At 71.7% G+C, this 26,441-nt stretch carries 21 protein-coding genes, 1 pseudogene and 1 riboswitch; of the genes and pseudogenes, 15 read left to right on the forward strand and 7 right to left on the reverse strand.

Annotation, left to right across the window (positions count from 1 at the left end; translation table 11 throughout):
* From UW392_RS13160 to UW392_RS13170, 3 genes and pseudogenes are all read left to right on the forward strand, one after another.
* Positions 1-159, forward strand: a pseudogene (locus UW392_RS13160) (two-component sensor histidine kinase); the annotation flags it as partial.
* A gap of 150 nt (positions 160-309) precedes the next feature.
* Positions 310-996: a response regulator transcription factor gene (locus UW392_RS13165; RefSeq protein ID WP_320775130.1), complete on the forward strand. Its 687-nt coding sequence runs from the start codon at positions 310-312 to the stop codon at positions 994-996.
* A 258-nt stretch (positions 997-1,254) separates the two neighbouring features.
* The gene (locus UW392_RS13170) at positions 1,255-4,392 is read left to right on the forward strand and encodes an efflux RND transporter permease subunit (protein ID WP_320775131.1); all 3,138 of its coding nucleotides are present in this window, start codon (positions 1,255-1,257) and stop codon (positions 4,390-4,392) included.
* Positions 4,393-4,484: 92 nt separating this feature from the next.
* Here the strand turns inward: UW392_RS13170 and nadA are convergent, their stop codons facing one another.
* A complete protein-coding gene (gene nadA / locus UW392_RS13175) occupies positions 4,485-5,669 on the reverse strand; it encodes a quinolinate synthase NadA (protein WP_320775132.1) in 1,185 nt (394 codons plus the stop codon).
* Between the two features lie 387 nt (positions 5,670-6,056).
* Here nadA and UW392_RS13180 point away from each other — a divergent pair, with 387 nt between their 5' ends.
* Positions 6,057-6,413: an iron-sulfur cluster assembly accessory protein gene (locus tag UW392_RS13180; RefSeq protein ID WP_320775133.1), complete on the forward strand. Its 357-nt coding sequence runs from the start codon at positions 6,057-6,059 to the stop codon at positions 6,411-6,413.
* 108 nt (positions 6,414-6,521) lie between these two features.
* Here UW392_RS13180 and UW392_RS13185 read toward each other — a convergent pair whose 3' ends face one another.
* Together UW392_RS13185 and UW392_RS13190 are read right to left on the reverse strand one after the other, a co-directional pair.
* Positions 6,522-8,117, reverse strand: a complete 1,596-nt coding sequence (locus UW392_RS13185) for a hypothetical protein (RefSeq protein WP_320775134.1) — start codon at positions 8,115-8,117, stop codon at positions 6,522-6,524.
* A 196-nt stretch (positions 8,118-8,313) separates the two neighbouring features.
* Positions 8,314-8,532 (reverse strand): hypothetical protein, encoded by a 219-nt coding sequence (locus UW392_RS13190; protein ID WP_320775135.1) that lies wholly within the window; start codon positions 8,530-8,532, stop codon positions 8,314-8,316.
* Between the two features lie 137 nt (positions 8,533-8,669).
* Between UW392_RS13190 and UW392_RS13195 the strand changes: the two genes are divergently transcribed.
* On the forward strand, positions 8,670-9,644 hold the full coding sequence (locus UW392_RS13195) for a carbohydrate kinase family protein (protein ID WP_320775136.1): 975 nt from the start codon (positions 8,670-8,672) through the stop codon (positions 9,642-9,644).
* Positions 9,645-9,656: 12 nt separating this feature from the next.
* On the opposite strand, the gene UW392_RS13200 is transcribed toward UW392_RS13195, so the two are convergent.
* Positions 9,657-11,138, reverse strand: coding sequence for a cysteine desulfurase/sulfurtransferase TusA family protein (locus tag UW392_RS13200; RefSeq protein WP_320775137.1), 1,482 nt, complete (start codon positions 11,136-11,138; stop codon positions 9,657-9,659).
* Between the two features lie 300 nt (positions 11,139-11,438).
* Between UW392_RS13200 and coxB the strand changes: the two genes are divergently transcribed.
* The 4 genes from coxB to UW392_RS13220 all read left to right on the forward strand — a co-directional run bounded on the left by coxB (position 11,439) and on the right by UW392_RS13220 (position 15,941).
* Entirely contained in the window at positions 11,439-12,437 is a 999-nt protein-coding gene (gene coxB, locus UW392_RS13205; protein WP_414496043.1) for a cytochrome c oxidase subunit II, read from the forward strand.
* Positions 12,434-14,164 carry a cytochrome c oxidase subunit I gene (ctaD, locus tag UW392_RS13210; protein ID WP_320775138.1) on the forward strand — a complete coding sequence of 577 codons (1,731 nt, stop codon included), beginning with the start codon at positions 12,434-12,436 and terminating at the stop codon, positions 14,162-14,164. Before coxB ends, ctaD begins: the two co-directional genes overlap by 4 nt.
* A complete protein-coding gene (locus tag UW392_RS13215; protein ID WP_320775139.1) occupies positions 14,161-14,559 on the forward strand; it encodes a cytochrome c oxidase subunit 4 in 399 nt (132 codons plus the stop codon). The genes ctaD and UW392_RS13215 overlap by 4 nt, the downstream gene beginning before the upstream one ends.
* Positions 14,560-14,687: 128 nt before the next feature.
* Positions 14,688-15,941 carry a L,D-transpeptidase gene (locus tag UW392_RS13220; RefSeq protein ID WP_320775140.1) on the forward strand — a complete coding sequence of 418 codons (1,254 nt, stop codon included), beginning with the start codon at positions 14,688-14,690 and terminating at the stop codon, positions 15,939-15,941.
* A gap of 78 nt (positions 15,942-16,019) precedes the next feature.
* On the opposite strand, the gene UW392_RS13225 is transcribed toward UW392_RS13220, so the two are convergent.
* Complete coding sequence (locus UW392_RS13225) at positions 16,020-16,421, reverse strand: hypothetical protein (protein ID WP_320775141.1); 402 nt, start codon at positions 16,419-16,421, stop codon at positions 16,020-16,022.
* A 196-nt stretch (positions 16,422-16,617) separates the two neighbouring features.
* Between UW392_RS13225 and UW392_RS13230 the strand changes: the two genes are divergently transcribed.
* The 6 genes from UW392_RS13230 to UW392_RS13255 all read left to right on the forward strand — a co-directional run bounded on the left by UW392_RS13230 (position 16,618) and on the right by UW392_RS13255 (position 23,775).
* Complete coding sequence (locus UW392_RS13230) at positions 16,618-17,238, forward strand: heme-copper oxidase subunit III (protein WP_320775142.1); 621 nt, start codon at positions 16,618-16,620, stop codon at positions 17,236-17,238.
* Between the two features lie 93 nt (positions 17,239-17,331).
* A complete protein-coding gene (locus tag UW392_RS13235; protein WP_320775143.1) occupies positions 17,332-18,141 on the forward strand; it encodes a c-type cytochrome in 810 nt (269 codons plus the stop codon).
* Entirely contained in the window at positions 18,138-19,196 is a 1,059-nt protein-coding gene (locus UW392_RS13240) for a ubiquinol-cytochrome c reductase iron-sulfur subunit (protein ID WP_320775144.1), read from the forward strand. The genes UW392_RS13235 and UW392_RS13240 overlap by 4 nt, the downstream gene beginning before the upstream one ends.
* Positions 19,193-20,836: a cytochrome bc complex cytochrome b subunit gene (locus UW392_RS13245; RefSeq protein ID WP_320775145.1), complete on the forward strand. Its 1,644-nt coding sequence runs from the start codon at positions 19,193-19,195 to the stop codon at positions 20,834-20,836. Before UW392_RS13240 ends, UW392_RS13245 begins: the two co-directional genes overlap by 4 nt.
* Positions 20,837-20,968: 132 nt before the next feature.
* Positions 20,969-22,033, forward strand: a complete 1,065-nt coding sequence (gene trpD, locus UW392_RS13250) for an anthranilate phosphoribosyltransferase (RefSeq protein WP_320775146.1) — start codon at positions 20,969-20,971, stop codon at positions 22,031-22,033.
* Between the two features lie 76 nt (positions 22,034-22,109).
* A riboswitch (SAM riboswitch) is annotated at positions 22,110-22,226 on the forward strand.
* Positions 22,227-22,407: 181 nt separating this feature from the next.
* On the forward strand, positions 22,408-23,775 hold the full coding sequence (locus tag UW392_RS13255; RefSeq protein WP_320775147.1) for an aminotransferase class V-fold PLP-dependent enzyme: 1,368 nt from the start codon (positions 22,408-22,410) through the stop codon (positions 23,773-23,775).
* Here UW392_RS13255 and UW392_RS13260 read toward each other — a convergent pair.
* Together UW392_RS13260 and UW392_RS13265 are read right to left on the reverse strand one after the other, a co-directional pair.
* Complete coding sequence (locus tag UW392_RS13260) at positions 23,730-24,977, reverse strand: glycerate kinase (protein ID WP_320775195.1); 1,248 nt, start codon at positions 24,975-24,977, stop codon at positions 23,730-23,732. The two genes, UW392_RS13255 and UW392_RS13260, sit on opposite strands and share 46 nt — an antisense overlap.
* A 34-nt stretch (positions 24,978-25,011) precedes the next feature.
* Entirely contained in the window at positions 25,012-26,430 is a 1,419-nt protein-coding gene (locus UW392_RS13265) for an SLC13 family permease (protein WP_320775148.1), read from the reverse strand.
* Between the last annotated feature and the right edge of the window lie 11 nt (positions 26,431-26,441).

The following is a 26,441-nucleotide window of genomic DNA, read 5'->3' on the forward strand; positions in this document are numbered from 1 at the left end:
GGCGAGGACGGCGGCGGGCACGGGCTGCTCGGCATGCGCGAGCGGGTGACGGCGCTCGGTGGCCGCTGCACCGCGGGCCCCCGCTACGGCGGCGGCTTCCGGGTCCATGCGATCCTGCCGGTCGACGGCCGGACGGCCGCCGGCCCGGACACCGTGTGACGCGGCGGTGCGGGCATCCGGTCGCTCCGCCCACGGCCGGCCGACCCCGCCCGCAGTCGGCCGGCCGAAACGTTCCGCCAGTGCCACGCCGGTGACCGTCCGCCCAGCCGGACACCGCGCCACCACCCGTACCGCCCCAGGGGAGACCGCATGACCATCCGTGTCCTGCTCGCCGACGACCAGGCGCTGCTGCGCAGCGCCTTCCGCGTGCTCGTCGACTCGGAGCCGGACATGGAGGTCGTCGGGGAGGCCTCGGACGGGGCGGAGGCCGTCCGGCTCGCCCGCGGGACAGGCGCCGACGTCGTCCTGATGGACATCCGCATGCCGGGCACCGACGGCCTCGCCGCCACCCGGCTCATCACCGCCGACCCCGCGCTGGCCCACGTCCACGTGGTGATGCTGACGACGTTCGAGGTCGACGAGTACGTGGTGCAGTCGCTGCGCGCGGGCGCCTCCGGCTTCCTCGGCAAGGGCGCGGAGCCCGACGAACTGCTCAACGCGATCCGGGTCGCGGCGGGCGGCGAGGCACTGCTGTCGCCCGCCGCGACCAAGAAACTGATCGCCCGGTTCCTCGCGCACGAGGGCTGCGCGGAGGACGACGGCCGCGACACCGCCCGCTCCGAGCGGCTGAAGTCCCTCACCGGCCGGGAGCGCGAGGTCCTCGTCCAGGTCGCCGGCGGACTCTCCAACGACGAGATCGCCGAACGCCTCGAAGTGAGCCCGCTGACGGTGAAGACGCACGTCAACCGGGCCATGGCCAAGCTGGGCGCCCGCGACCGCGCCCAGCTGGTGGTGACCGCGTACGAGTCCGGGCTGGTCCGCCCGCGCGCGGAGTGACGCCGAGGTGGCCGGGAACCGGACGGGCCCTGAACCGCTGACGATCCGCTGACCGGCCGCTGACGAGCCGCCCCGTCCACCGGTCCGCCCAAGGGTGGACCGCTCCCGGCCCCGCCCTACTGCGCCCGCAGTACGCGTCCCGCACGGAAATGGACCCAGGGGCGACGGATCGGCGCCGTCCGATGGCCCAGGGTGTAGGAGTGGCGCTCATCTGCGCCCCTTCTCCGCTTGTAGGCCACAGAAGAGAGACGCTGACCCATGTCCTGGCTGTCCCGATTCAGCCTCGCGCAACGGGCCCTGATAGGGCTGATGTCGATCATTGCGATCGTCTTCGGTGCGATCGCGATACCGCAGCTCAAGCAGCAGCTGCTGCCCACCATCGAACTGCCCATGGTGTCCGTGCTGGCGCCGTACCAGGGCGCGTCCCCGGACGTGGTCGAGAAGCAGGTCGTCGAACCCCTCGAGGACAGCCTGGAGGCCGTCGACGGCGTCACCGGTGTCACCTCCACGGCCGCCGAGGGCACGGCCGTGATCATGGCGACCTTCGACTACGGCCCCGGCACCGACACGCTCGTCGGCAACGTCCAGCAGGCCGTCAACCGGGCCCGGGTCATGCTGCCGGACTCCGTCGACCCGCAGGTCGTCGCCGGGTCCACGGACGACCTCCCGGCGGTCGTCCTCGCCGTCACCTCCGACCAGGACCAGCAGGCCCTCGCCGAGCGGCTCGACCAGACGGTCGTGCCCGAGCTGGAGGGCATCGACGGCGTCGGCCAGGTCACGGTCGACGGAGTGCGCGACCTCCAGGTCACCGTCACGCCCGACGACGCCGACCTCGCGCGGGCTGGCCTGACCACGGCCGCCCTGGGCCAGGCGCTCCAGTCGGCCGGCGCCACCGTTCCGGCGGGCTCCTTCGACGAGGACGGCGGCAACCGTACGGTTCAGGTCGGCGGGGGCCTCACCTCGCTCGAGCAGATCGAGAACCTGCGGGTCACCGGCGAGGGCGAGGACGCGGAGCCGGTACGCCTCGGTGACGTCGCCACCGTCAAGGAGGAGGAGGCCGCGGCCACCTCCCTCGCCCGGACCAACGGCGAGCCCAGTCTCGCCGTCTCCGTCACCATGGACCGCGACGGCAGCGCGGTCGCCATCTCGGACGCCGTCGAGGAGGCGCTGCCCGGGATGCGCGAGGACCTGGGGTCCGGCGCGGAGATCACCGTCGTCAGCGACCAGGGCCCGGCGGTCGCCAAGTCCATCGAGGGCCTGACCACGGAGGGCATGCTCGGCCTGGTCTTCGCGGTCCTGGTCATCCTGGTCTTCCTGACCTCGATCCGCTCCACGCTCGTCACCGCGGTGTCGATCCCGCTGTCGGTCGTCCTCGCGCTGATCGTGCTGTGGATCGGTGACCTGTCCCTGAACATGCTCACGCTCGGCGCGCTCACCATCTCCATCGGCCGGGTCGTGGACGACTCGATCGTGGTCCTGGAGAACATCAAGCGCCACCTCGGCTACGGCGAGGAACGCCGGGACGCGATCATCCAGGGCGTGCGCGAGGTGGCGGGTGCCATCACCTCCGCCACCCTCACGACGGTCGCGGTCTTCCTGCCGATCGGTCTGGTCGGCGGCATGGTCGGCGAACTGTTCGGGTCCTTCTCCATCACGGTGACGGCGGCGCTGCTGGCCTCCCTGCTCGTCTCGCTGACGGTCGTGCCGGTGCTGTCGTACTGGTTCCTGCGCGCCCCGAAGGGCACGCCCGAGGACGCCGAGGAGGCGCGCCGGCAGGCCGAGGAGAAGGAGCGCAAGAGCCGTCTCCAGCGGATCTACGGCCCGGTCCTGCGGTTCGCGACGCGCCGCCGGATGGCGAGCGTGGGCATCGCGGTCGTCGTCCTGATCGGCACGTTCGGCATGACGCCGCTGCTGAAGACGAACTTCCTCGACATGGGCGAGCAGGAGGTCCTCAGCGTCTCCCAGGAGCTGCAGCCCGGCACCAGCCTGGCGGTGACCGACGAGGCCGCCCAGAAGGTCGAGAAGATGCTCGACGGGACGGAGGGCGTCAAGGACTACCAGGTCACGATCGGCTCCTCCGGCTTCATGGCGGCCTTCGGCGGCGGTACGGACACCAACCAGGCGACCTACACGGTCATGCTCGAGGAGGACGCCTCCTCCGACGACGTCCAGGAGCGCATCGAGGAGGGCCTCGGCAAGCTCCTCGGCATCGGCACGACGACGATCGGGGCCGGTGGCGGCTTCGGCTCCCAGGACCTCAGCGTCATCGTGAAGGCGGCCGACGCGGACGTCCTGCGTGAGGCGGCCGAGCAGGTCCAGGAGGCGGTGGAGTCGCTGGACGACGTCAGCGACGTCACCAGCGACCTCTCGCAGAGCGTGCCGCGGATCTCGGTCCGGGCCAACGAGAACGCCGCGGCGGCCGGTTTCGACGACCAGACGCTCGGCGCGGTCGTCGGCCAGGCGGTGCGCGGCACGACGAGCGGGACGGTGACCCTCGACGACACCGAGCGGGACATCGTCATCAAGTCCGCGCGGCCGGCCGACACGCTGGCCGGGCTGAAGGCGCTGCCGCTCGGCCCGGTGACCCTGGGCGACGTCGCGACCGTGGAACTGGTCGACGGCCCGGTCTCGATGACCCGCATCGACGGCCAGCGGTCGGCCACCGTCACGGCGCGGCCGACGGGTGACAACACGGGCGCGGTGAGCGCGGACCTGATGACGAAGATCGACGCGCTGGACCTCCCGGCGGGCGCCACGGCCACCATCGGCGGTGTCACCGAGGACCAGGACGAGGCGTTCGCCAACCTGGGCCTCGCCATGCTGGCGGCGATCGCGATCGTCTTCATGCTGCTGGTCGCGGCCTTCCGCTCGCTGATCCAGCCGCTGATCCTGCTGGTCTCCATCCCGTTCGCGGCGACGGGCGCGCTCGGTCTGCTGCTGGTCACGGGCACCCCGCTGGGCGTCCCCGCGATGATCGGCATGCTGATGCTGATCGGTGTCGTGGTGACGAACGCGATCGTCCTGATCGACCTGATCAACCAGTACCGGAGTCAGGGGTACGGCGTGATCGAGGCCGTCATGGAGGGCGGCCGGCACCGTCTGCGCCCGATCCTGATGACGGCCCTGGCGACGATCTTCGCTCTCGTCCCCATGGCCCTGGGCATCACGGGCGAGGGCGGCTTCATCTCGCAGCCGCTGGCGGTCGTGGTGATCGGTGGTCTGATCACGTCGACGCTGCTGACCCTGCTGCTGGTCCCGACCCTCTACACGATGGTCGAGCTCCGCAAGGAGCGGCGGGCCGCGAAGAAGGCGGCCAAGCGGGACGGCGGGTCCGGCGGCCCGGCCGAGGACCCGGCCGGCGCGGAGTCCGGCGAGCCGGAGCCGGCCAAGGTCTGACCGGTACGGCCGTGCGTACGCACGACGAAGGGGCGCCCCTCATGCGAGGGGCGCCCCCTTTCGTGCCGGTGCGCGCACGGCCCCGAGGGCGGTTACGGCAGCGCCAGCATCCGCTCCAGCGCCAGCTTGGCGAACGCCTCGGTCTCCTTGTCGACCTCGATGCGGTTGACGAGGGTCCCCTCGGCCAGGCTTTCCAGCGTCCAGACCAGGTGGGGCAGGTCGATGCGGTTCATGGTGGAGCAGAAGCAGACCGTCTTGTCGAGGAAGACGATCTCCTTGCCCTCGGGCGCGAAACGATTCGCCAGGCGGCGGACGAGGTTGAGCTCCGTGCCGATCGCCCACTTGGAACCGGCCGGGGCCGCCTCCAGCGCCTTGATGATGTACTCCGTGGAGCCCACCTGGTCGGCGGCGGCGACCACCTCGTGCTTGCACTCCGGGTGGACCAGCACGTTCACGCCGGGGATCCGGGCCCGTACGTCCTCCACGGACTCCAGCGAGAAGCGGCCGTGGACGGAGCAGTGGCCCCGCCACAGGATCATCTTCGCGGCGCGCAGCTGCTCGGCGGTGAGCCCGCCGTTCGGCTTGTGCGGGTTGTAGACGACGCAGTCCTCCAGCGACATGCCCATGTCCCGCACGGCGGTGTTGCGGCCCAGGTGCTGGTCGGGGAGGAAGAGGACCTTCTCGCCCTGCTCGAACGCCCAGTCGAGCGCCCGTTTCGCGTTGGAGGAGGTGCAGATCGTGCCGCCGTGCCTGCCGGTGAACGCCTTGATGTCCGCGGAGGAGTTCATGTACGAGACGGGCACGACCTGCTCGGCGATTCCCGCCTCGGTCAGCACGTCCCAGCACTCGGCGACCTGCTCGGCCGTGGCCATGTCGGCCATGGAACAGCCCGCGGCCAGGTCGGGCAGGACCACCTTCTGGTCGTCGCCGGTCAGGATGTCCGCGGACTCCGCCATGAAGTGGACACCGCAGAACACGATGTACTCGGCCTCCGGGCGCGCCGCCGCGTCCCGCGCCAGCTTGAACGAGTCACCCGTGACGTCGGCGAACTGGATGACCTCGTCGCGCTGGTAGTGGTGGCCCAGCACGAAGACCTTGCTCCCGAGCTTCTCCTTGGCCGCGCGGGCGCGCTCCACCAGGTCCGGGTCGGACGGCGAGGGCAGGTCGCCGGGGCACTCGACGCCGCGCTCGCTCCTGGGGTCGGCCTCGCGGCCGAGCAGCAGCAGGGCGAGGGGCGTCGGCTGGACGTCGAGCTCCTGGGTCTGGGCGGTGGTCACGACACGCACCCTTTCTGTTCTGCGGCTCGCTCGCCGGCCCGGGTTGCGGGGCGACGGAACGTGCGGCCGACCTTTTCGTCGAATTGACGCTATCTATCATAACTGGTTCACGTCACTTTGACGATGCCCATAGCGTCGATGTGACGTGAATCCCGGCGGCGCCCGTGTGGCGCGCGGGGCGCCCGGCCGGCTGTGATCCCTCGGAACCCGTGTGGCGCATGGTGTCCGTGGGGCCGGACCCACCCGCTCCCGGGACGCTGTCGGGTCCCCGGCCCATGTGCGAGCATGAGGAGACGCGGGGAAATCGCCCGGCCCAGGAATGAATCCGCGGCCCGGCCGGTTGCACTCGTCGGCAAGCAGTCTCCGTACAACCCGGGAGAGATGTAGATGTCCGTATCGGACGAGACCAGCACCGTCACCGACGGCATCATCCTGTCCGACGCCGCCGCGGCGAAGGTCCAGGCCCTGCTCGACCAGGAAGGCCGTGACGACCTGGCCCTGCGTGTCGCCGTCCAGCCCGGTGGCTGCTCCGGCCTGCGCTACCAGCTCTTCTTCGACGAGCGCTCCCTCGACGGCGACGTCGTCAAGGAGTTCGGCAGCGTCAAGGTCGTCACCGACCGCATGAGCGCCCCCTACCTCGGCGGCGCGTCCATCGACTTCGTGGACACCATCGAGAAGCAGGGCTTCACGATCGACAACCCGAACGCGACGGGCTCCTGCGCCTGCGGCGACTCCTTCAGCTGAGCCGACGGCCCCTGCCCGCACGCGTAGGAAGGCGGCGACCCCTCCGGGGGCGCCGCCTTCGCGTCGTTCCGGGCCCGGGACGCTCCCGCACCCGTCGCCCGCGCCGTCCTACTTCTTCCCCTCGGAGGCGCCGCTGAGGCCGCCCTCGGGTATCTCCTTGCCGTCCGGGCCCACCACCTCGCGGTCGCCGACCGGCGCGTCCAGGCGCACCGTCCGCTCGACCGCCTTGGCGATCAGCACGCAGACCTTGTCCGGCGGCGACGGCTTCTCGGTCGCCGTGACCGTCACCCGGCCGGTCTCCTCGTCCGCCGACGCCGCGTACGTGTGGCAGACCCCGCCCCAGAAGCTGACGGTCAGGTCCTTGCCGTCGGCCGTCCAGCCCTCGATGTCGACCTCGCGCGTCGCCGGTGCCGAGGTCGGTACGTCACCCCCCGGCTTGCCGGGGACCCGGGTCGGCGACCCGGCCGGGGCCGACGCGGGTGGCTCCGCCGTGGCCAGGCGGTCCGGCTCGACGGCCGGATGCGTCACCGTGAAGCTCCGGCCCGCTCCGTCCGGCCGCGCCTCGAACAACCAGGACGGCACCAGCGCCCGCTCGCCGTCCACGTGGTGCGCCGCGAGCCCGAACACGGCGTCCGTCACGGCGACGGGCTCCGGCTCCGGCGCCAGTGTCGGCCTCTCGCACGGCTCCTCGTCCTGCCGCAGGGGCACGGGTCCGGCGCAGCCGCCGATGCCCTGGCGCCCGCCGCCGTCGACGCGGCCCGGCCCGTTCATCAGGTCCAGCGCCTCCCGCGAGCCGATCGTGGGATACGTGTCGCCCTCCACCGGCGCCTTCAGGTTGCCGCTCCCGCCGACGACCCGGCCGTCCCCGCCGACCTGGATGCCGGTGGTCCAGCCGTACGTGGGGAGCCCGCCGACCTCGGGATCGGCGTTCACCACCCGGAGGCCGCCCATGACCTGGCCGGCGTCGAGCTCGGCGGTGTCCTGGCCCACGGCCGCCAGCACCGGGGCCGCCGCCTTCTTCGCCGCGGCCTCGCCCACCGGGGTGCCGCCGGTGGTGCCTGCGGCGCAGACGTCCGGTTTCTCGCAGTTGTCCGTGCCCGGCGCGTACCGGCTGAAGGTCCAGGTGCCCGGCGCCCGCACGTCCACCCGGAGGAACGGGCCCGCACCGTCCCCGGCGGCGCCGACCCGCCACGACCCGCCCTCGGCCCGGGGCGTGCCCTCGACACCGAGCGCCCGCGCGAGCCGGGCCACCTCGGCGGAGGTGACCTCGCCGGCCGCGCGGTACACGGGGGCGGAGTGCGGACCGCCGGGCAGGTCGCCGTCGGCGCGGTAGGTGGTGCCGTCCGGCGGGACCGCCGGGACCGTCCCCTCGCCGGAGCCGTCGGCGTAGCCGTCCAGGGCGAGCGGCGGGGGAGTGCCGTCGGCACCGGCACCGGAGGAACCGGGTCCGCCGTCCCCGCCCGGACCGCCGCCGGCGGTCCCGGCCACATAGGCGCCGCCGCCCCCCGCGAGCAGCACCGCCGCCGCCACGGCCCCGACGACCGCCGGGGGCCGCCGCCGCTTCCGCTTCTCCCCGCCCGCCGCGGCATCGCTTCCCGGGCCCGCGACACTCGTATCACCCGCACCGCCCGTACCGCCGGAGGCGTCGGGCGTCGCGTCGTGGTCCTCGTCGTAGTCCTCGGGCTCGGGTCGCTCGGTGCTCACCGCATCGCTCCTTCGGCTCCACAGCTGTCCCTGGTGGCCCGGTCCTGACAGGAGAAAGGGGCACGAAAGGGTCCTGTACCGGGTCCCCTGCGCGGGGACAGCGATGGGACGCGGCGGAGGAGCGTGCGGTTCCCTGATCAGGCGCCCGGCCGGAGCCGCGCGCCGGGGAGCGGGACGGGCCGGACGGCCGTCCGGCTCAGTCGCCGTACTCGGACATCGCGTCCAGCAGCCGAGCGGACGCGGGCGGCACCGTCACCCCGTGGATCAGCGACGGGGGCACCGGCCGGGGAGCGGGCGCCTCGGGGACCGCCCAGTGCGGCACCATCCGGGCGCAGTCGCCGCGCAGCTCCGCGAGGGAGCCGCCGGGGCCGGGCGTGGCGGAACCACGGTTCCCCGGATCCTCGGGGTTCGTCATGGCGGAACCGTACGCACCGCCACAGCCACCGAAGAAGACCTACCATCGGGTAATTTTGCCTGCTTCAGTGCGCCCGGACGACCGGGTAGCGTGAACTGTCAACTCCCTCCCCTCCCTCGCAGGAGCGTGTCCTCGCCGTGCGTATCGCAGTCTCCGGCTCCATCGCCACCGACCACCTCATGACCTTCCCCGGCCGCTTCGCCGACCAGCTCGTCGCGGACCAGCTGCACACGGTCTCCCTCTCCTTCCTGGTCGACGCCCTCGACGTGCGCCGCGGAGGGGTCGGCGCGAACATCGCCTTCGGCATGGGCCAGCTCGGCACGCGGCCGATCCTCGTCGGCGCGGCGGGCGCCGACTTCGACGAGTACCGGGCCTGGCTGGACCGGCACGGCGTCGACACCGACTCCGTGCGCATCTCCGAGACGCTGCACACGGCCCGCTTCGTGTGCACCACGGACGCCGACCACAACCAGATCGGCTCCTTCTACACCGGCGCCATGAGCGAGGCCCGCCTCATCGAGCTGAAGACCGTCGCGGACCGGGTGGGCGGTCTCGACCTCGTCTCGATCGGCGCGGACGACCCGGAGGCGATGCTGCGCCACACCGAGGAGTGCCGCACCCGCTCGATCCCCTTCGCCGCCGACTTCTCGCAGCAGATCGCCCGCATGGACGGTGAGGAGATCCGCATCCTGCTGGACGGCGCCGCCTACCTCTTCTCCAACGAGTACGAGAAGGGGCTCATCGAGTCCAAGACCGGCTGGACGGACGCCGAGATCCTGTCCCGGGTCGGCCACCGCGTGACCACCCTCGGCGCGCAGGGCGTGCGCATCGAGCGCGTCGGCGAGGCGCCGATCGAGGTCGGCACCCCGGAGGAAAAGCGCAAGGCGGACCCGACCGGCGTCGGCGACGCGTTCCGCGCGGGCTTCCTCTCCGGCCTCGCCTGGGGCGTCCCCCTGGAGCGCGCCGCCCAGATCGGCTGCATGCTCGCCACGCTGGTCATCGAGACGGTCGGCACCCAGGAGTACCGGCTGCGCCGCCCCCAGTTCCTGGAGCGCTTCACCAAGGCGTACGGCGACGAGGCCGCCGCCGAGGTCCAGGTCCACCTGGGCTGAGCGGGCCGGGGACTACGCCAGCCGGCGGACCACGTAGGCCGAGCCCCGGTCCGCCGGCTCCTCCCCGACGTACTCCTGTCCCCGCATCTCGCACCACGCGGGGACGTCCAGCCGGGCCGCCTCGTCGTCGGCCAGGACGTGCACCGTCGCGCCCACCGGCACCGTGCCGATCACCTTGGCCAGCTCGATGACCGGGATCGGGCACCGCTTGCCGAGGGCGTCCACGACGAGGGCCTCCGCGGCGGAGTCGTCCACCGCGGAGTCCCCGGCGGCGGGGGAGTCCGCGGAGAGGTCCTCCACGGTGGGGGACTCCGCGACGAGGACGTCCGCGGCGGGGGCGTCCTCCCCGACGGCCGCCGTGCTCCCCGGCGCCCCCAGCTTCCCGCGCACCGCCGCCACCGCGTCCGGCAGCACCGCCAGGAACCGCTCGACGTCCTCCTGAGCCGCGCCCACCGGCAGGGAGACGCGCACGTTGCCCTCGCTGAGCACGCCCATGGCCCTCAGCACGTGACTGGGCGTCAGGGTGCTGCTGGTGCAGGAGGAGCCGGAGGACACCGAGAAGCCGGCCCGGTCCAGCTCGTGCAGCAGGGTCTCCCCGTCGGCGTAGAGACAGGAGAAGGTGACGATCCCGGGCAGCCGCCGCACCGGGTCGCCGACCACCTCCACGTCCGCCACCAGCCCCGGCACCCGCGCCCTGATCCGCTCCGTCAGCTCCCGCAGCCGTGCCGCCTCCTCGGCCGCCCCGGCCCGTACGGCGCGCAGCGAGGCCGCCGCCGCCACGATCGCCGGGATGTCCGGGAACCCGGCGGCCCGCCCCGACTCCCGCTCGTCCGCCGGGCCCTGCGGCGCGAACCGCACCCCCTTGCGCACGACGAGCAGTCCGACACCGGCCGGGCCGCCCCACTTGTGGGCGCTGGCCGTCAACAGGGACCAGTCGCCCGCCACCCGCCCCCAGCCCAGCGACTGGGCCGCGTCCACCAGCAGCGGCACCCCGGCCGCCCGGCACGCCGCGGCCACCTCGGCGACCGGCTGCTCGGTGCCCACCTCGTGGTTGGCCGACTGCAGGCAGGCCAGGGCCGTGTCCGGGCGGAGCGCCGCGGCGTACCCGGACGGGTCGACCGCACCCGTCCGGCCCACCGGCACCCGGGAAACCGTTCCGCCCCCGGCTTCGTGCGCCTCGGCCGCGTGGAGCACGGACGAGTGTTCGACAGCCGACACGACTAGATGGCTCCCGGTGCGGCGGCGCCCCGCCAGCGCGCCCGCGATCGCGGAGTGCACCGCGCGCGTGCCGGAGGAGGTGAAGGCCAGCTCGTCCGGGCGGCAGCCCACCGCCTCGGCGGCCGCCTCGCGCGCCGCGTCGAGCAGCAGCCGGGCCCGCCTCCCCTCGCGGTACAGGCGGGCGGGGTCGGCCCAGCCCTCGTCGAGCGAGGCGGTCAGGGCCTGCCGGGCCACGGGGTGCAGGGGAGCGGCGGATGCGGCGTCGAAGTAGGACACGCCGCCACGCTAACCCCGCGAGGGACCGGGGCCCGCCGGTACGGGGGGTGTCGTCCCGCCGCACCGCCCCGCCGCCCCGGCCGGTGCCGCCAAGGGGCCGTCAGACGGGGTGCGGAGCCGGGCATTCCACCCCTTCGGGGTGTCCGGCGGCGCGTTGGGCACCCTCCCCGCGCGACCCCAAATGGCGTCCAGTAGGGTTTGGTCCGCATAAACATCCAAACCCCTGCCCGACGCAGGGCGGCGACCGACCAGCGAGGCCGCAGCCGACAAGCGCGGGCGAGACTCTCGGGAAGGCGCTACGTGAGTCCCAACGGCTCCGACCTCCCCCACGCCCAGGAGGGCGCGGGCGGTACCCCCGTTCCGCGGCGCCCGATGCGGCGGAAGCTGCTGCAGGCACTGACTGCGGGGCTGGTCCTGGCGACAGCCACCGGTTGCTCGTACAACTGGGAAGACTTCCCCCGCCTCGGTATGCCCACCCCGACCACGGAAGAGGCTCCGCGGATCCTCTCCCTGTGGCAGGGGTCCTGGGCGGCCGCGCTCGCCGTCGGCGTGCTGGTGTGGGGCCTCATCCTGTGGAGTGCGTTCTTCCACCGGCGCAGCCGCACCAAGGTCGAGATTCCCCCGCAGACCCGGTACAACATGCCCCTCGAGGCGCTGTACACGGTCGTCCCCCTCGTCATCGTCTCGGTGCTCTTCTACTTCACCGCGCGCGACGAGTCCGAGCTCCTGGACACCTCCAAGAAGCCGGACGTCACGGTGAACGTGGTCGGCTTCCAGTGGAGCTGGTGCTTCAACTACGTCGAGAACGTCGAGGGCTCCACCGGCGACGCGAAGACGGACAAGAACCTGGACGCGATCCCGGACCGGTTCAAGAACGACTTCCCGGACAACGCCGGCGGTGTCTACGACTGCGGCATCCCGGGCACCCGCAACGAGCAGACCAACAACCCCGGCCCGACCCTCTGGCTCCCCGAGGGCAAGACGGTCCGCTTCGTCCTCACCTCGCGTGACGTCATCCACTCCTTCTGGGTGGTGCCGTTCCTGATGAAGCAGGACGTCATCCCGGGCCACACCAACGCCTTCCAGGTGACTCCGAACAAGCAGGGCACCTTCCTCGGCAAGTGCGCCGAGCTGTGCGGCGTCGACCACTCCCGGATGCTGTTCAACGTGAAGGTCGTCTCCGAAGAGCGCTACGAGCAGCACGTCAAGGAGCTCGCGGAGAAGGGCCAGACCGGGTACGCCCCGGCCGGCATCGAGCAGACCGAACACGAGAAGAACCGGGAGGCGAACCAGCTGTGAGCATCCTCAACGCATCCCAGGGTGCCGCGGCCGACTCGTACGAGAACGGGCAGCCGGCGCGGAACCGGCAGCGCGGCAATCAGGTGATCAAGTGGCTGACCACCACGGACCACAAGACGATCGGCACGCTGTACCTGGTCACGTCGTTCGCCTTCTTCTGCATCGGCGGCGTGATGGCGCTCTTCATGCGCGCCGAACTCGCCCGCCCGGGCACGCAGATCATGTCGAACGAGCAGTTCAACCAGGCGTTCACCATGCATGGCACGATCATGCTGCTGATGTTCGCCACCCCGCTGTTCTCCGGCTTCGCGAACTGGATCATGCCGCTGCAGATCGGCGCGCCCGACGTGGCGTTCCCGCGGCTCAACATGTTCGCCTACTGGCTGTACTCGTTCGGCTCGCTCATCGCGGTGGGCGGCTTCCTCACCCCGCAGGGTGCGGCCGACTTCGGCTGGTTCGCCTACTCCCCGCTGTCGGACGCGGTCCGCTCGCCGGGTGTCGGCGCCGACATGTGGATCATGGGTCTGGCCCTCTCCGGCTTCGGCACGATCCTCGGTGCGGTCAACTTCATCACCACGATCATCTGCATGCGCGCCCCCGGCATGACGATGTTCCGCATGCCGATCTTCACCTGGAACGTGCTGCTGACCGGTGTGCTGGTCCTGCTGGCCTTCCCGGTCCTCGCGGCCGCGCTGTTCGCCCTGGAGGCGGACCGCAAGTTCGGCGCCCAGATCTTCGACCCGTCCAACGGCGGCGCGTTGCTCTGGCAGCACCTGTTCTGGTTCTTCGGCCACCCCGAGGTGTACATCATCGCGCTGCCGTTCTTCGGCATCGTCAGTGAGATCATCCCGGTCTTCGCCCGCAAGCCGATCTTCGGCTACATGGGCCTGGTCGGCGCGACCATCGCCATCGCCGGTCTGTCGGTGACGGTGTGGGCGCACCACATGTACGTCACCGGCGGTGTGCTGCTGCCGTTCTTCTCCTTCATGACCTTCCTGATCGCGGTCCCGACCGGTGTGAAGTTCTTCAACTGGCTCGGCACCATGTGGCGGGGCTCGCTGTCCTTCGAGACACCGATGCTCTGGTCGACGGGCTTCCTGATCACCTTCCTCTTCGGTGGTCTGACCGGTGTCATCCTGGCCGCGCCGCCGCTGGACTTCCACGTCTCCGACTCGTACTTCGTGGTGGCCCACTTCCACTACGTGGTCTTCGGCACCGTGGTCTTCGCGATGTTCGCCGGCTTCCACTTCTGGTGGCCGAAGTTCACCGGCAAGATGCTCGACGAGCGGCTCGGCAAGATCACCTTCTGGACGCTGTTCGTCGGCTTCCACGGCACCTTCCTGGTGCAGCACTGGCTGGGCGCCGAGGGCATGCCGCGCCGGTACGCGGACTACCTCGCGGCCGACGGCTTCACCGCGCTGAACACCATCTCCACGATCGCGTCGTTCGTGCTCGGCCTGTCGATCCTGCCGTTCTTCTACAACATCTGGAAGACGGCCAAGTACGGCAAGAAGATCGAGGTCGACGACCCCTGGGGGTACGGCCGCTCGCTCGAGTGGGCGACCTCCTGCCCGCCGCCGCGGCACAACTTCACCACGCTGCCGCGGATCCGCAGCGAATCCCCGGCGTTCGACCTGCACCACCCCGAGATCGCCGCGCTGGACCAGCTCGAGAACGTCGAGCGTGACGAGAAGGCCCTCGTCGGTGGCAAGGAGGCCGGCAAGTGAAGATCCAGGGCAAGATGTTCATCTGGCTGGCCGTCTTCATCCTGGTCATGGCCATCGTCTACGGCTGGTGGTCCAAGGAGCCGGCCGGCACCACGGCACTCTTCCTGGCCTTCGGCCTGAGCGTCATGATCGGCTTCTACCTGGCCTTCACGGCCAAGCGGGTCGACGCGGGCGCCCAGGACGACAAGGAGGCGGACGTCGCGGACGACGCCGGCGAGCTGGGCTTCTTCAGCCCGCACAGCTGGCAGCCGCTCTCCCTGGCCGCCGGTGGCGCGCTCGCCTTCATGGGCGTCGTCTTCGGCTGGTGGCTGCTGTACTTCTCGCTGCCGATCCTCGCGTTCGGCCTGTGGGGCTGGGTCTTCGAGTACTACCGCGGAGAGAACCAGAACCAGTAGCACGCGCCGAGCACACGGGAGCCCGGACACTCCGCCAGGAGGTCCGGGCTCCTTCGTATGCCGTATCCCGTTCCCCCGTACGGGTCATCCGCCGCGCCCGTCCGGACGGGCCTCCCTACCGTGAGGCCATGAACCGCACTCCGCGTCACCGCACGGTCGCCGGTACAACCGTGTCGCTGGTGGTCCTGGGCCTGGCCGTCACCGCGTGCGGGGCCGACGGCCATCCGCTCGCGGCCACGCCGTACGACGCGGCGGACCACGTCTCGCTCAACACCCCCGCCGGCGACGGCGGGAAGGCCGACCCGGACCGGCCCCTGGACATCAGCGCCGACGGCGCGACGCTCACGGACGTCACGGCCGTGGACGGGGCGGGACGGTACGTCGCGGGCGAACTCTCCGCCGACGGGCGCCGCTGGCACAGCACGTCCCCGCTCGCCGCCGGCGCCCGCTACACGGTCCGGGTGAGCACGGAGGACGCCGACGGCCGGCGCGGGCACGAGTCCCTCACCCACCGCACCGGCCGGCCGCGCACCACCGGCCGGCTGGACGTCACCTTCGGCCCCGAAGCGGGCGAGTACGGCGTCGGTCAGCCCGTGGTGGCCGAGCTCGGCGCCCCCGTCCGGGACCGGGCCGCCCGGGCCGTCGTGGAACGCGCCCTCAAGGTCGACGCCACGCCCGCCGTGGACGGCGCCTGGCACTGGGTGGACGACCGGAAGCTGCACTACCGCCCCGCGGAGTACTGGCCCACGCACGCCACGATCCGGGTGCGCAGCAACCTGGAGGGCATGCGGATCGGCGACCGCCTGCGCGGCGGCCGCGCCAAGCCGCTGAAGCTCACCACCGGCGACCGGCTGATCGCCGTCACCGACGCCGCCGCGCACCGGATGACGGTCCACCGCAACGGCGAGGTCGTCAACGAGATCCCGGTCACCACCGGCAAGCCCGGCTTCGAGACCCGCAACGGCGTCAAGGTCGTGCTGGGCAAGGAGTACTTCGTCCGGATGCGCGGCGAGACCATCGGCATAGCGCGGGACAGCTCCGACGACTACGACCTGCCCGTCTACTACGCCGCCCGGGTGACCTGGAGCGGCGAGTACGTGCACGCGGCCCCCTGGTCGGTGGGCTCCCAGGGCAGCGCCAACGTCAGCCACGGCTGCACCGGCATGAGCACGGACGACGCCGAGTGGTTCTTCGACACCGTGCGCGAGGGCGACATCGTGCAGGTCGTCAACTCCGGCGGCGAGACGATGACGCCCTTCGGCAACGGCTTCGGCGACTGGAACCTCGACTGGCGCGCCTGGCGCGCGGGCAGCGCCCTGGTGACCGACGTGGACGGCCCCCGCCCCGACGAACGGGCCAGGCTCCGCCCCGAGTCCGCGTGACGGCCGCACACGGCCCGCGACCGCCTTACGGGGCCCTTACACGGCCCGTACCACCCCGTGGGGCGGTACGGGCGGCTGTCAGGCGCTCACGGCCGCCCGACGGCGCAGCAGGGAGGCGAGCGCGCCGGCGAACTCCACCGGCTCCACCGGCAGGGTCACCGCCGCGTCCGCCCGGCTCCACGTGGCCAGCCAGGCGTCCTGCGGGCGGCCGATCAGCAGCAGCACCGGCGGGCAGTCGAAGACCTCGTTCTTGATCTGGCGGCACACCCCCATGCCCCCCATCGGCACGGCCTCGCCGTCCAGGACACAGACGTCGACACCGCCCTTGTCCAGCTCCCGCACGACGGCGGCGGGCGTGGCGCACTCGACGAACGTGACGGCGGGGACGTCCGGGGCCGGCCTGCGCCCGGTCGCGAGCCGCACCTGCTCGCGGGTGCTCGAGTCGTCGCTGTAGACCAGCACCGTTGCGGTCGGCTGCATGCTTCCTCCGGGACGTCGGCGTCGTACGTACGAGATACGGGCACGGCAACAGGACCGATGCGCGGATGCTACCCCTCCGAACACCCCGTCAGCACGGGTTCTGACAGGGCTTCGATGGGCCGAACGGGCAGCGCACGGGGCGCGGACACCCCGAACGGCACCCCCCGGAGTGAGGGCGGGATAAGCGACCGACATAATGTCGGTCGTGGCGACAGCAACGACAGTAGATACCGGGCACGCGCACCCGTCGGTCAACCGACCGAACCTCACCAGCGTCGGAACCATCATCTGGTTGAGCTCCGAGCTGATGTTCTTCGCGGCCCTCTTCGCGATGTACTTCACCCTGCGATCGGTGACCGGTCCGGAGTTCTGGAGCGAGAAGGCGGACAGCCTGAACCTCCCGTTCTCGCTGACGAACACCACGATCCTGGTGCTCTCCTCCCTCACCTGCCAGCTCGGCGTCTTCGCCGCCGAGCGCGGGGACGTGAAGAAGCTCCGGATGTGGTTCGTCGTGACCTTCATCATGGGTGCGATCTTCATCGGCGGCCAGGTCTTCGAGTACACCGAGCTGGTCAAGCACGAGGGCCTCTCGCTCTCGTCCGACCCGTACGGCTCGGTCTTCTACCTGACGACCGGCTTCCACGGCCTGCACGTGACGGGTGGTCTCATCGCCTTCCTGCTGGTCCTCGGGCGCACCTACGCGGCCCGCAGGTTCACCCACGAGCAGGCGACCGCCGCCATCGTCGTGTCCTACTACTGGCACTTCGTCGATGTCGTCTGGATCGGCCTCTTCGCCACGATCTACATCATCAAGTAAATCGGGCTGCCGTCGGCGGTACACCGAAGGCCGCGACGGACCGATCCACTACCAGAAGCATCGACGCAGAAGATCCTGACACCGGGGTAATCCGTGAAAAAGCTCTCCGCACGACGACGCCATCCGCTGGCGGCGATCGTCGTCCTACTCATCGCGCTGGCGGCCACCGGGGGGCTGTACGCCGTCTTCGCGCCCGCTGACAAGGCGCAGGCCGACGAAACCGCCCAGTCCCTGGCCATCGAAGAGGGCCAGAAGCTCTACGCCGTCGGCTGCGCCAGCTGCCACGGCACCGGTGGTCAGGGCACCTCCGACGGGCCGAGCCTCGTGGGTGTGGGCGCCGCAGCCGTCGACTTCCAGGTGGGCACCGGACGCATGCCGGCCCAGCAGCCGGGCGCGCAGGTCCCGCGCAAGAAGAACATCTACACGCAGGCCCAGATCGACCAGCTCGCGGCCTACGTCGCCTCGCTGGGCGCCGGACCGACCGTCCCGACTGAGGAGCAGTACGACCCCGCGGACGCCGACATCGCCAACGGCGGTGAGCTGTGGCGCACCAACTGCGCGCAGTGCCACAACTTCACCGGCAAGGGCGGCGCGCTGACCGAGGGCAAGTTCGCGCCCAGCCTCGACGGCGTCGACCCGAAGCACATCTACGAGGCCATGCAGACCGGCCCGCAGAACATGCCTTCCTTCCCCGACACGACGCTGACGGCGGAGAACAAGAAGGACATCATCGCCTACCTCGACGCGGTCAACAGCGACGACACCGAGACGCCCGGCGGCATCGGCCTCGGCGCCCTCGGCCCGGTCAGTGAGGGCCTGTTCGCCTGGGTCTTCGGTCTCGGTGCGCTGATCGCCGTCGCCGTCTGGGTCGCCGCTCGGACCGCAAAGGCCAAGAAGTCATGAGTAGCCAAGACATTCCAGAAGAGAACCTGCCCGCAGCGCAGGACACCGCGCACGGCGCCGTGGACGTGGCGGACGAGAAGCACCCGTTCAGCGATCCGGGTCTGCCGCCCCACGAGCACCGCATCCAGGACATCGACGAGAAGGCCGCCAGGCGCTCCGAGCGCACGGTCGCCATGCTGTTCACGCTCTCGATGCTGGCGACCGTCGGCTTCATCGTCGCGTACCTGGCGATCCCGGTCGACAAGCACGTCTACGTCTGGACGCTCGGCCACGTCAGCGCGCTGAACCTGGCGCTGGGCACCACGCTCGGCGTCGCCCTGTTCTGCATCGGCGCCGGCGCGGTCCACTGGGCCCGCACGCTGATGTCGGACGTGGAGGTCGCCGACGAGCGTCACCCGATCGAGGCGTCGCCCGAGGTCAAGGCCAAGGTCATGGCCGACTTCCGGGCGGGTGCCGCGGAGTCGCAGCTCGGCCGCCGCAAGCTGATCCGCAACACGATGTTCGGCGCGCTGGCCCTGGTGCCGCTCTCCGGCGTCTTCCTGCTGGGCGGCCTCGGCCCCGCGCCCGGGACCAAGCTGCGCCACACGGCTTGGGAAAAGGGCAAGCTGCTCATCAACCACAACACCGGCGAGCCCATGCGTCCCTCGGACGTCGCCGTCGGCTCGCTCACGTTCGCCGCGCCCGAGGGCCTGGACCCGCACGAGCACGGCTACATGAACGAGATCGCCAAGGCGGCCCTGATGATCGTTCGGCTCCACCCGAACGACATCAAGGACAAGCGCGAGCTCGAGTGGTCCCACGAGGGCATCGTGGCGTACTCGAAGATCTGCACCCACGTCGGTTGCCCGATCTCCCTGTACGAGCAGCAGACGCACCACGTCCTCTGCCCCTGCCACCAGTCCACCTTCGACCTCTCCGACGGTGCCCGCGTCATCTTCGGCCCGGCCGGTCACGCTCTGCCGCAGCTGCGCATCGGTGTGAACGGTGAGGGTTACCTCGAGGCGCTCGGCGACTTCGAGGAGCCCGTCGGTCCTTCCTTCTGGGAGCGCGGATGAGCACTACGAACACCACCGCCGCCGACCCGCGCCCGCGCGGGAAGGCACCGGCCGGCGAGCGCGTCGCCGACTGGGCCGACGGCCGACTGGGGATCTACTCCCTGGCCAAGGCCAATATGCGCAAGATCTTCCCCGACCACTGGTCGTTCATGCTGGGCGAGATCTGCATGTACAGCTTCCTCATCATCATCCTCACGGGTGTGTACCTGACGCTGTTCTTCCACCCCTCGATGAACGAGGTGGAGTACCACGGCGTCTACGTGCCGCTGCAGGGCCAGCTGATGAGTGAGGCCTTCAAGTCGACGCTGGACATCAGCTTCGAGGTACGGGGCGGTCTGCTCATCCGGCAGATCCACCACTGGGCCGCGCTGATCTTCCTCGCCGGCATGTTCGTGCACATGATGCGCGTCTTCTTCACCGGCGCGTTCCGCAAGCCGCGTGAGATCAACTGGCTGTTCGGCTTCCTGCTGTTCGCCCTGGGCATGTTCACCGGTTTCACCGGTTACTCGCTCCCGGACGACCTGCTCTCCGGCACCGGTGTCCGCTTCACGCAGGGCGCGATCCTGTCCGTGCCGATCGTCGGCACGTACATCTCGATGTTCCTGTTCGGCGGCGAGTTCCCGGGCGACGACTTCGTGGCCCGCTTCTACTCGATCCACATCCTGCTGCTGCCGGGCATCATGCTCGGCCTGATGGTGGCGCACCTGATCCTGGTCTTCTACCACAAGCACACGCAGTACGCGGGCCCCGGAAAGACCAACAAGAACGTCGTCGGCATGCCGCTGCTGCCGGTGTACATGGCCAAGGCCGGAGGCTTCTTCTTCCTGGTCTTCGGTGTCATCGCCATCATCTCGGCACTCGTCACGATCAACCCGATCTGGGCGCTCGGCCCGTACCGTCCGGACCAGGTGTCCACCAACGCACAGCCCGACTGGTACATGGGCTTCGCCGAGGGCCTGGTCCGCGCCATGCCGGGCTGGGAGATCAACCTCTGGGGCCACACGCTCGCCCTGGGCGTGTTCATCCCGCTGGTCGTCTTCGGTCTGGTGCTGGCCGTGATCGCGCTGTACCCGTTCTTCGAGTCCTGGGTCACCGGCGACAAGCGCGAGCACCACATCCTGGACCGCCCGCGCAACGCCCCGACCCGCACCGCCTTCGGTGTCGCGTGGATCACCTGGTACATGATCGGCCTCATCGGCGGTGGCAACGACCTGGTCGCGACCCACTTCCACATGTCGATCAACGCGGTCACCTGGTTCGTCCGCATCGGGTTCTTCGCCGGACCGGTCATCGCGTTCATCGTCACCAAGCGGATCTGCCTCGGCCTGCAGCGCCGGGACCGCGAGAAGGTGCTGCACGGCCGTGAGACGGGCATCATCAAGCGCCTGCCGCACGGTGAGTTCGTCGAGGTGCACGAGCCGCTCAGCCAGGAGCAGCTGTACACGCTCACCGCGCACGAGCAGTACCAGCCGGCCGCGATCGGCCCCGAGGTCGACGAGAACGGCGTCAAGCGCAAGGTGTCGCCGATCGAGAGGCTCCGCGCCAAGCTCAGCAAGGGCTACTACGGCGAGGAGAACCAGATCGCCAAGCCGACCGTCGAGGAGTACAAGGAGATCACGAGCGGCCACGGCCACCACTGATCGCTGCCTCAGCCACGCCACAGGAAGGGCCCCGTCCGGACACCGGACGGGGCCCTTCCCCGTCTCCGGGGGTGGATAGGGTGGAGGCGTCTTTACTCACTCTCCCCGGAGAGACACACCCAGGAGCGGCTGATGAGCGCTGTGACCCCCGCTGGAGGCGACACCGCGGCGGGCCGCTCCTGGCCCGCCGTACTGAACGGACTGCTCGAGGGGCGGGACCTGACCGCGGACGACACCGCCTGGGCGATGGACCTGATCATGCGCGGCGAGGCGACGGACGCGCAGATCGCCGCCTTCGCGGTGGCGCTGCGCGCCAAGGGCGAGACCGTCGAGGAGATCTCCGGCTGCGTGCGGGCGCTGTACGAACACGCCAACGTCATCCAGGTGCCGGGGAGGACGGTGGACATCGTCGGCACCGGCGGGGACGGCGCGAAGACGGTCAACATCTCCACCATGTCGTCGATCGTCGTCGCCGGCACCGGCGCGAAGGTCGTCAAGCACGGCAACCGCGCCGCCTCCTCGGCCTCCGGGGCCTCGGACGTCCTGGAGGAGCTCGGCGTCAACCTGCAGCTGACCCCGCGGCGGGTGGCGCAGGTGGCGGAGGAGGCCGGGATCACCTTCTGCTTCGCGGTGAAGTTCCACCCGGCGCTGCGCCATGTGGCCGCCGCCCGCGGCCAGATGGGCATCCGCACGGTGTTCAACTTCCTCGGCCCGCTGGCCAACCCGGCACAGGTGCAGGCGCAGGCGGTGGGCGTCGCCGACCCGCGGATGGCGCCGATCATGGCGGGCGTCTTCGCCCGGCGCGGCCACTCCTCCCTGGTCTTCCGCGGCGACGACGGCCTCGACGAGCTGACCACCACGGCCACGTCCCGGGTGTGGGTCGTGCGCGCGGGCGAGGTGACGGAGGAGTCCTTCGACCCGCGCGACGTCGGCCTGGACCTGGTGCCGGTCGAGGCGCTGCGGGGCGCGGACGCCTCGTACAACGCCGACGTGGCGCTCCGTCTGCTGAACGGTGAGGAGGGCCCCGTACGGGACGCCGTCCTGCTCAACTCGGCGGCGGCCCTGGTGGCCCTGGAGCCGGGCGCCGGCACGCTGGCCGAGCAGATCCGCGCGGGCATGGACGAGGCCGCCGAGTCCATCGACTCCGGCGCGGCGAAGCGGACCCTGGAACGCTGGGTGGCCGCCAGCAACGCGTAGCGCCCAGCTGTTCGTCGTCCCGCGATCCGGACACGGGTTGCGGGACGACGATCACTTCACGTACGTTCCCGTACCAGGTCATGAGCGACAGTCATGAGGCCCCGGCCGACTGTCCGGCAACCCTCCGTCCGTGGCGGGGTGCCCCGGGTGAAGACCAGGCCGCAGGCAGCGAGGTCTGCGGCAAGCGCGGACCCCTCGCGCACTTCTCGGTAAGTGCGGGGCCAGGGGTCCTGGTCCTCGAGGAGCCTTCTGTTGAGCAAGCGAATGCGATAGGGCCGCAGAGCCCCGCCTCCGCACACCCTTTTTCTTCTCGTCCGCGCTCGAGCGCCCCCGCTCGCGCGGTGAGTTCCGTCTGCTCGCACAGGAGTGCACCCATGTCTGTCTCCACCGTTGCCGCCGACCAGTCCATTTGTACTCCGCTGCCCGTTCTGGGCCGGGATGTCACCGTCCCGCTCGTCACCGGCGGCGAGGTCACCTACGCCGCGCTCGACTACGCCGCGAGCGCCCCGGCCCTCCAGCGGGTGTGGGACGACGTGGCGGCCTACGCCCCGTACTACGGCAGCGTGCACCGGGGCGCCGGGTACCTGTCGCAGCTGTCGACGGACCTCTTCGAGAACGCCAGGGTGACGGTCGCGGAGTTCCTGGGCTGCCGCGAGGAGGACGAGATCGTCTTCACGCGCTCCACCACCGACTCGCTGAACCTGCTGGCCACCGCGCTCCCCGCCGGCTGCCAGGTGTTCGTCTTCGAGACCGAGCACCACGCCTCGCTGCTGCCCTGGCGAGACGCCCGGGTGACGTACCTGGACGCCCCGCGCACCCCGGACGAGGCCGTCGCCACCCTGGAGCGCGCCCTGGCCGCCCGCGTCCCCCAGGGCCCCGCGCTGGTGTGCGTCACCGGCGCCTCCAACGTCACCGGAGAGCTGTGGCCGGTGCGCGAGCTGGCCGCCGCCGCGCACGCGCACGGCGCGCGCATCGTGCTGGACGCCGCGCAGCTCGCCCCGCACCACCCGGTGTCCGTGCGTGACCTGGACGTCGACTGGGTGGCCTTCTCCGGGCACAAGCTGTACGCGCCCTTCGGCTCCGGGGTCCTCGCCGGGCGCGCCGATTGGCTGCGCGAGGCCGAGCCCTACCTGGCGGGCGGCGGCGCCTCCCGCACCGTCTCGCGCCGCGCGGACGGCGGCGTGGACGTCGAGTGGCACGAGGGGGCCGCCCGCCACGAGGCCGGCTCCCCGAACGTCATCGGCGCCTACGCCATCGCCTCCGCCTGCAAGGCGCTCACCGAGGAGGGCTTCGACCGTCTCGTGGCCCGCGAGCGGCACCTGGTCGAGAAGGTGCGCACGGGGCTCACCGCGGTTCCCGGGGTGCGGATCCTGTCGCTGTTCGGCGACGACGCCCCGCGCGTGGGGGTCCTCTCCTTCGTCGTCGAGGGCTGGAACAGCTCGCACTTCGCCGCCGCGCTCTCCGCCGAGTACGGCATCGGCGTCCGCGACGGCCTGTTCTGCGCCCACCCGCTGGTGCGCACGCTGCTCGGCACCGCGCCCGGGGCGCAGGGGGAGTGCGGGGCGCCCGAGGCCGCGCCCGGCGAGAAGTCGCTCAACGCCATCCGCGTGAGCTTCGGCGCGGGCACGCCCGACGAGCACGTGGAGCGGTTCACGGCCGCGGTCGCCGAGCTCGTGCGGGACGGTGCCAAGTGGGGCTACCGGACGGAGAACGGGCGCTGCGTGCCCGACACCGCCGCGTGAGCCGCCGGGACGGTCAGCGGGGCGGGCAACGGGGCCGTCACGGAGGCGGGCGCCGGTAGCCGGGCGCCCAGCAGGATCATCCGCAGGGCGCGCTCGGTGGCGTCGGTGAGCAGTTCGGAGGCGCGGACCAGGGCCTCGGCCAGGGCCATCGGCGCGGGCAGGATGCCGTGACAGGCGTCCACGCCCGGTACGTCGTGGGCGCCCTCGCCGAGGGTGCCCGCCAGCGCCAGCACCGGCCGCCCGTGCAGCTTGGCGCGCCGGGCCACCTCGGCCGGGACCTTGCCGCGGGGCGTCTGGTGGTCCAGGGCGCCCTCCGCGGTCAGGACCAGGTCGGCGCGGGCCAGCCGGGCGTCCAGGTCGAGGCTGTCCAGGAGCACGTCGAAGCGGGGCAGCAGCCGGGCGCCCAGCGCCGCCAGCCCCGCGCCCAGGCCGCCGGAGGCGCCGGTGCCGGGGCCGTGGCGCAGATCGGTGCCGGTGACGGCGAGGTCGCGGGTGAGGACGCGCGCCCAGTTCTCCAGCCCCGCCGAGAGCTCCTCCACCTGCGTGGGCGTCGCGCCCTTCTGCGGGCCGAAGACCCGGGCGACGCCGCGCTCCCCGCACAGCACGTTGTACGGGTTGCAGGCGACGAGCAGTTCGGTGTCCGCGAGGCGGGGGTCCAGGCCGGCCGGGTCGACGCGGCGCAGGCGGTTCAGCTCCCGCCCGCCCGGGGGCAGCTCGCGGCCGTCCGCGTCCAGCAGCCGGGCCCCCAGGGCCTGGAGCGCGCCGGCGCCCCCGTCGGACGTACCCGAGTCGCCGCAGCCGACGAGGATCCGCCGTACGCCCGTGTCGAGCGCGGCGCGGATCAGTTCGCCGACGCCGTACGTGGTGGTGGCGCCGGGGTCGCGCAGGCCGCGCGGGACGAGGGAGAGGCCCGCGACCGCCGCCATCTCCACCACGGCGGTGTCCCGGGCGCCGCCGAGCAGCGCGAAGTGGGTGCCCAGGGGCTCCCCGACCGGGCCGGTGGCGGGGAGCGCGACCAGCCGGCCCCCGGTCGAGGCGGCCAGTGCGGCGGCGGTGCCCTCGCCGCCGTCCACCAGCGGGATCAGGTCGAGTTCGGCGTCGGGCAGGACCCGGCGGACACCGTCCGCGATGGCGTCGGCGGCGGCCTGGGCGGAGAGGGACTCCTTGAAGCCGCTGGGCGCGACGGCGATACGGGTGAGCATGGAGTGCGACATGGGACGGTCTCCCAACGATGGGTCAGCGGAGGACGGGGACGCCGAGCAGCGGCCACACCGCGACGGCGAAGAGCAGGACCAGGGCGGCCGTGAGCGGCGCCAGGACGGCGGACAGCCGGAGCAGGTCGCGCGGGGTGTAGGTGGGGGTACCGGGGATGTCGGCGAAGAGCGTGACCGGCTTCGCGGAGGCCGGCAGGGTGTGGCAGAAGCCCGCGGCGGCGGTGGAGGCGAGGGCGGCCGCGACCGGGTTGACCCCGGCGCCCACGGCGGCCGCGACCACCAGCGGGACCAGCACCGAGGAGCGCGCCGAACGGGACTGGAGCACCAGGTGGGCCGCCGTGCTGACGACGATCACCACGGTCAGGAACAGGGCCGGCGGGACCCCGCCCGCGGGCAACCCGCCCACCAGCCACTTCGCCGCGCCCGAGTCGGCGAGCGCGACACCCATCGCCATCGTCGCGGCCATGAAGAGCAGCAGCGACCAGGGGACGGTCCTCAGGGCGTCCTTCAGGCGGACGGTGCCGAGGGCCGGCGAGGAGGCCACGACCGCGCCGATCAGCGCGACCACGGCGGGAGAGACCTGGTGCAGCGGCTCGCTGCACCACAGCAGCACGACCGTGCCGAGCAGCGCCGCGCACCGGATCTCGGCCTGCGACCAGGCGCCGGTGACCGGCCGGTCGCTGTGCTCCTGGATCTGCTCGGGTGTGATGTGCACGGGGCCCTGGCGGTCCTCGCGCCGGGTGGTCGTCAGCAGGACGCACTCGGCGGCGAGGTGGGAGCTGACGACCGCCAGCGGGAGCCCCAGCAGCAGCCATTCCGTGAAGCCGATCCGGTTCCCGGTGGCCTCCCACAGCACCGACACGGTGATCAGATGCGCTCCCGCACCGATCAGGGTCGCCACCGCCGACAGAAGAATTACGGTCGGGAACAGCAGGGCCAGCATCACGACCAGTCTCTTCCGGTCGGCGAGGGCCTTGGCGAGGGCGAGGAACACCGGGAGCGCGAGGGCGGCCCGGCCCGAGGTGGCGGGCACCGCGAACGCCGTGACCACCAGCGCGGCCGTGGTCAGGTGCGTCAACTGCCGTACCGTACGCGCCCCGCCGACCAGGAAGACCGCCACGCGCCCCGCGAGGCCCGTCCGGGTCACCGCCGCCGCCAGCACGAACGCGCAGATCAGCAGCCACACGGTCGAGTCGCCCAGGGTGCCGAACAGCGTGTCGCTGCTGATCACCCCGGTCACCGTCAGCGCCAGCCCGGCGCCGAGCGCGATGTACGTGTCGTCGATCGGCGTGCCGATCCAGGCACAGGTCGCCAGGGCGAAGACGGCGAGCGTGAGCCGGGCGTCGGTGCCGAGTGAGGGGAAGTTGCCGGGCACCGCGAGCAGCGCGCACAGGGACAGCGACACGCACAGGGCGAGGGCGAGGCGGAGGTTCAGGGTCACGTCATCCAGAC

The sequence above is a fragment of the Streptomyces sp. CRN 30 genome, from assembly GCF_034105845.1.

Bases quoted from the DNA above. Each gene is read 5' to 3' on its own strand.
- UW392_RS13170 (WP_320775131.1), top strand. From the start codon at position 1,255: ATGTCCTGGCTGTCCCGATTCAGCCTCGCGCAACGGGCCCTGATAGGG.
- UW392_RS13180 (WP_320775133.1), top strand. From the start codon at position 6,057: ATGTCCGTATCGGACGAGACCAGCACCGTCACCGACGGCATCATCCTG.
- trpD (WP_320775146.1), top strand. From the start codon at position 20,969: ATGAGCGCTGTGACCCCCGCTGGAGGCGACACCGCGGCGGGCCGCTCC.
- UW392_RS13255 (WP_320775147.1), top strand. From the start codon at position 22,408: ATGTCTGTCTCCACCGTTGCCGCCGACCAGTCCATTTGTACTCCGCTG.
- UW392_RS13220 (WP_320775140.1), top strand. From the start codon at position 14,688: ATGAACCGCACTCCGCGTCACCGCACGGTCGCCGGTACAACCGTGTCG.
- UW392_RS13245 (WP_320775145.1), top strand. From the start codon at position 19,193: ATGAGCACTACGAACACCACCGCCGCCGACCCGCGCCCGCGCGGGAAG.
- UW392_RS13260 (WP_320775195.1), bottom strand. From the start codon at position 24,977: ATGCTCACCCGTATCGCCGTCGCGCCCAGCGGCTTCAAGGAGTCCCTC.
- UW392_RS13230 (WP_320775142.1), top strand. From the start codon at position 16,618: ATGTCGGTCGTGGCGACAGCAACGACAGTAGATACCGGGCACGCGCAC.
- UW392_RS13190 (WP_320775135.1), bottom strand. From the start codon at position 8,532: ATGACGAACCCCGAGGATCCGGGGAACCGTGGTTCCGCCACGCCCGGC.
- UW392_RS13225 (WP_320775141.1), bottom strand. From the start codon at position 16,421: ATGCAGCCGACCGCAACGGTGCTGGTCTACAGCGACGACTCGAGCACC.
- UW392_RS13240 (WP_320775144.1), top strand. From the start codon at position 18,138: ATGAGTAGCCAAGACATTCCAGAAGAGAACCTGCCCGCAGCGCAGGAC.
- UW392_RS13165 (WP_320775130.1), top strand. From the start codon at position 310: ATGACCATCCGTGTCCTGCTCGCCGACGACCAGGCGCTGCTGCGCAGC.